The 4,667-nt window shown below is 55.6% G+C and carries 3 protein-coding genes and 2 pseudogenes; all 5 read left to right on the top strand.

The genetic code is table 11. The annotated features are described in order from the left end of the window. Positions 1–1,332 (top strand): annotated as a pseudogene (locus H8S52_RS19475) (hypothetical protein); the annotation flags it as partial. A gap of 13 nt (positions 1,333–1,345) precedes the next feature. Further along, a complete protein-coding gene (locus H8S52_RS19470; protein ID WP_005798244.1) occupies positions 1,346–1,633 on the top strand; it encodes a hypothetical protein in 288 nt (95 codons plus the stop codon). Continuing rightward, positions 1,630–2,349 carry a hypothetical protein gene (locus H8S52_RS19465; protein ID WP_007571287.1) on the top strand — a complete coding sequence of 240 codons (720 nt, stop codon included), beginning with the start codon at positions 1,630–1,632 and terminating at the stop codon, positions 2,347–2,349. The genes H8S52_RS19470 and H8S52_RS19465 overlap by 4 nt, the downstream gene beginning before the upstream one ends. A gap of 2 nt (positions 2,350–2,351) precedes the next feature. Next, positions 2,352–2,540, top strand: a complete 189-nt coding sequence (locus tag H8S52_RS19460) for a hypothetical protein (protein ID WP_007562482.1) — start codon at positions 2,352–2,354, stop codon at positions 2,538–2,540. A gap of 25 nt (positions 2,541–2,565) precedes the next feature. Then, positions 2,566–4,667: pseudogene (locus H8S52_RS19455) on the top strand (hypothetical protein); the annotation flags it as partial.

Below are 4,667 nucleotides of genomic sequence, written 5' to 3'. Positions count from 1 at the left end.
CTGGAGGACTTCCGGCTGGTACCGGAGTACCGGCAGACGAACAGCCAGGGCGAACGGGTGCCCGGCGTGGTGTATCTGTCGTTCAGCTACCGGGTTATCAAGGCCGGAAGGTTGAAAATAGAATTTGTGAACGCTGATAAGACCGGGTTTGAGAACTTCAACATGTTCGGCCATGAAGAGGACCTGCCCGTTGGCGGCGAGAAGATGTTCACGTTGGACGGACTTTGGAACGGCACTGGCGACTTCAAGCTGTCGTTTACGGGCGTGATTTACATTTCGCTGCTGGTGTTCAGCACCAACAAGGCGGACGCACTGGCCTATAAGTACCGTACACTGTTCGAACAGAGCGACCGGCTGGTAAAGATTTCAGCGGCGGTCTTCGACAAGGACGGTAATGCGCTGAAAGAGACCGGGCTTGTCATAAAGCCTGAAGGTTCCGGTCTGTATGCGCAGGACAATACAGGAAAGATTGCCCTTATCGGGGTGAGCGTGGAGGAAGAGGACGAGTACGGAAATACCGTGAGCAAAATCAAGCTGACAGCCGACCATATACAGCTGGAGGGACTGGTAACGGCCAACGGCAACTTCAAGATACTGGAAGACGGCAGCATTGAAACGACCAACGGTAAGTTTACCGGAGAGATAGACAGCAGCAAAGGGAAAATCGGCGGCTTTGAGATAGGGAACGGCCGTATCGGTTCTGTGGCCGACTCTCACGGGAGCGGTGGCGGTCTTGCCATTTATGATGATTTTTTCCGTGTCGGCGGCAGCAAAGGATATGTGATGTTCGGTGATGATGTGATACCGTCTTCTGCAGGAGGAGCTTTTACCGCTGTCGGTCGTATCGTGAACTCAGCCCCCAATATATACGGGAATTACGGCTTCGACCAAGCGAACTATGGATTGTTTATAGATGTTACCGGCGGTACGAAGAACTACGGTATCAGCAGCAATGCGGCATTACTTGCCCCGGCGTTTATCAATACGAAAGCCAAGCTGCTTACCTTCGGAAGTGGAAACTACACGGTGGATTTCTCACAACACAATATCATTTTGATGTATTACAATGAACCCAACTACAGTAAGGTAGAGGTTACGCTGCCGTCGGAAAGTTCTGTGGCATACAAGTTCGGCATGAGTTACTTGCCTACCGATTTTGCAGCCATTGTCACGTTCAGGGTCAGACCCGGTTCAAAGAATATCATACTAAAAGGTATCTATAACCACAATGAAGATTTGCAAAACTACGAGATGGCATCCGGGGACTCCGTAACGGTACTTATTACAAAAGCGGACGGATTCCGTTACCAGATATTGAATCATTCATCCTAAAAAACAGATATATATGAAAAAGTTAGATTTCAGGAATTTCAGCGTTCCCACCGGAATAACCCGTCAGACGAGGGAGGTTTTCGATGCACGTGAGCAGATAGCCGATTTGCTGTATACGCGTGTCAGTGGCATCAAGGCCCATCGGCTTGCGTTCAAGATTTTCGAGAGTACCGGCGAGACCGAGTTCAGCGATGAGGAAACCGGGATGATACACATGGCGGTGGAACGCTATTGTCTTCCCAATGTGATAGATGCCCTGAACGAAATCCTGGGCGGGTCAGAAACCGATAAAAACGAATGAGTATGGCAGAAATGACACAAGAAGAACTGGTTCAGGAAGTGCTGGACCGTGTACTCCAGAGTTCTACCGGCGTGGAGGACTTGGAGACCGTCACCTCGCTGAGCGGTGTGAAATCACTGCCCGGGGAGAAGGACGGCAAGATGGTGAACGTCCCCCTGGAACTGATAGGGAAGCCTGCGAGCGATGCCGCCGCCCGTGCCGAGGCTGCCGCCAAGAAAGCGGAAGGAGCCGTAGCCGGACTGGAGGAAAAGACCCAGGCCGCCACGGAAGCGGCCACCAAGGCCAACGAAGCGGCAGCCAAGGCAGAAAACGCCGCTGCCAAGGTGGAACAGACTACGGCAGCAGCCATCGGCGGGGCTACCGCACGCTTTTCCTCATGGATGGAAACAGGCAATGTTTTACCTGACAAGAGTACCAAACCGGGCGGCAGCGTAGTGTATGTAGCGGATGCCGGGAAGTTCGCCTACCACATGGACTCCACCCTGTACGGGGACTGGGATGTGGCGGGTGTGCCTCCTGCCGGCATATTCATGAATGCGGACCGGACAGCCATCCTGCCGGACAAGCTCTACCTGCTGGGTGATGCCGTATATACCGGAACAGGCGGCAGCCTGAGACTGCTGGCCTACCGGCATGAGGTGATGAGCGGGGAAGCTTACGAGGCGCTGCAGGACAAGGATGCGAATACGCTGTATCTGATTTATGAGGAGGATTGACGATGATAACCATAGGCGGTAAGGAAATAACGGCTGCGTATGTGGGGAAACGTGCCCTGTCGGCTGTCTATGCCGGGGCAAGACTGGTGTGGTCTGCGATAAGCAGCTGTTTCGGACTTGGATACTGGAAAGGCGACGAGCCGTGGAACGGATCGGACGCATGGAACGGTAGCAGTAAAACTGATAAATGAATGATTATTATAAAAGGACAGTATTATGGCAAAAAGGAAAATAAGCGGAATCATCAACGCGACCGAGCATCCGATGAATCTTGAAACACCATGGAATCAGAAACAGCCGGACGGCACCTATCATGCCTATGCAGGCGATGACATCGAAGCGTTCCTGAAGAAGGAACTGTCAAACCGTACCCCTACCGAGGAACTGGTGAGCGGCGAGACGAAACCTCCTACATCCGGAACGGTGTTCGATGCGATGGTGGGTACGGTGACGGACGTGGATGTGCAGGACAGCGAGGACGGCACCCAGTACGTGATGACCGTCAAGCAGAAGGACAACCAGGGCGGCGAGAGCTCGAAGGAAGTGCGCTTTTCCAAGTACACGGACGATGACAAGGTGGTGGTGAACATCGACCTGACGGACAGCGGCGGTGCGGGACTTCCCGCCTCGCAGTATCTGGCACTGGGCAGCGGCTTTGTGGTGAAATACTCCGTAGGTGTGGGCACTGCCGGTGGCGGTACGGTGGACGGCTACAGCGACCTGAAAGCCCGTGTAATCGTGAAACGCGGTTCGACCGTCATCAGTGAGTTCCGGGATGCGGAGTTTGTGGGCGTTACAGCCGGACAGAGCTATACCTTTGACGCTTCGCCCTATCTGAAGGATGCCACTGCCTATACCGTACAGGTGGAAGCGCAGGCAACTTACCAGGACGGCACGCTGATGAAGACGGCCACGGCCAAGGTGACCATGGTGGCCATGGAGCTGGAGACCACCTACTCGGCGGGCAACGGGCTGGCCGACGGGGGATATAAAAATGACGTGAACATCCCCTTTACTGCCAAGGGCACGAGCGGTGAGAAGAACATCTACTACCGCGTGAACGGCGGACAGGCCTTTACCCTCGGTCTTTCGGCCGGCAGCGGTGTGCAGCAGAAGAACGTGACCATCCCCCTGACACAGATGCAGGAGGGTACGAACGTGGTGGAAGCCTACGCGCAGCATGAGAACTCCGGTGTGGTGAGCCGGGTGCATTACATTACGCTGCTGAAGGCAGGCGGAGGTGTGACAGCGTATGCCGGCCTGATGTTCAGCCACCGGGCAGCGGGGTTCCAGCGTGACTGGAAACACCCGGTGCTGGAGGCAGAGCAGTTCACGGCATGGAACTTCACGTATGCCGGCTATGACCGCGATGCGTACACGGCCCGTGTGAAAGTGACCGACCGGGGCAGCGTGGTGAAGGAAGACCTGCTGCAACGCGGTGAGACCGGCAGCTACGGACGGACGAACGTGAACGTGGAACCGTTGGACTACCGTGTGTCATGCGGCGATGCCGTGCTTGAGGTGCAGGTGAACACCACATCGCACCCGGACATTGAAGCCACGCTGGCACCGGATGCCGTGTGTACGTTTGACGCCTTCGGGCGAAGCAACACGGAAAACAACCCGGCAAGCTGGGTGAGCGGTGACAAGCGTATGGAGTTCCGGGACGTGCTGTGGAGCGTGAACGAATATGGTGCCGGTAGCGGCTGGCACAAGGACCGCCTGCTGCTGGCCGGTGGTGCAGGTATGACCCTGACCGCTGACGGCGGTTACCGCCCCTTCAACGAGGCGGACAAGCCCGAGGGATTTGCCATCCGTGACGTGGGCATGACGCTGGAGATAGAATACAGCACGGCCAACGTGACGGATACGGATGCCGAGCTGATCACCTGCCTGGGGCAGCTGGACAACGGCAACCGGTACGGGCTGATTGTGACTCCGGAAGAGGCCAAGTTCCTGACCGGTGTGGTGACCGAGGCGATGGATGCCGGACAGATGCTGCGCTATGAAGACTCGGTGGGTACCAAGTTCCAGCCGGGTACGAATATCCGCATTACCTACGTGTTCTATCCGAACGTGCAGACCAACGAACAGCGCACGCTGATCGGTTTCTATGTGAACGGTGAAGAGTCGGCTGCTTCCAAGTGGCTCGACAAGGTGAATTTTGACATTCAGAGCCAGTTGGAATTTAAGTCGGCGGGTGCCGACCTGAACGTGAAGAGCGTGCGTATCTATAACAAGGCGCTGACCTCGGATGAGGTGCTGAACAACTACATCGTGGACCGCAACCACCTGGAGGATGCCGACGGGGAACCGGG

It is taken from the genome of Bacteroides sp. NSJ-48, from assembly GCF_014287405.1.
In the GTDB taxonomy this organism is placed as follows: Bacteria; Bacteroidota; Bacteroidia; order Bacteroidales; family Bacteroidaceae; genus Bacteroides; species Bacteroides stercoris.
Note: the sequence above shows the minus strand (reverse complement) of the source record. Positions and strands in the feature narration are given on the sequence as shown.

Excerpts from the sequence above, each read along its gene's own strand:
- H8S52_RS19470 (WP_005798244.1), top strand. The coding sequence starts at position 1,346 with ATGAAAAAGTTAGATTTCAGGAATTTCAGCGTTCCCACCGGAATAACC.
- H8S52_RS19465 (WP_007571287.1), top strand. The coding sequence starts at position 1,630 with ATGAGTATGGCAGAAATGACACAAGAAGAACTGGTTCAGGAAGTGCTG.
- H8S52_RS19460 (WP_007562482.1), top strand. The coding sequence starts at position 2,352 with ATGATAACCATAGGCGGTAAGGAAATAACGGCTGCGTATGTGGGGAAA.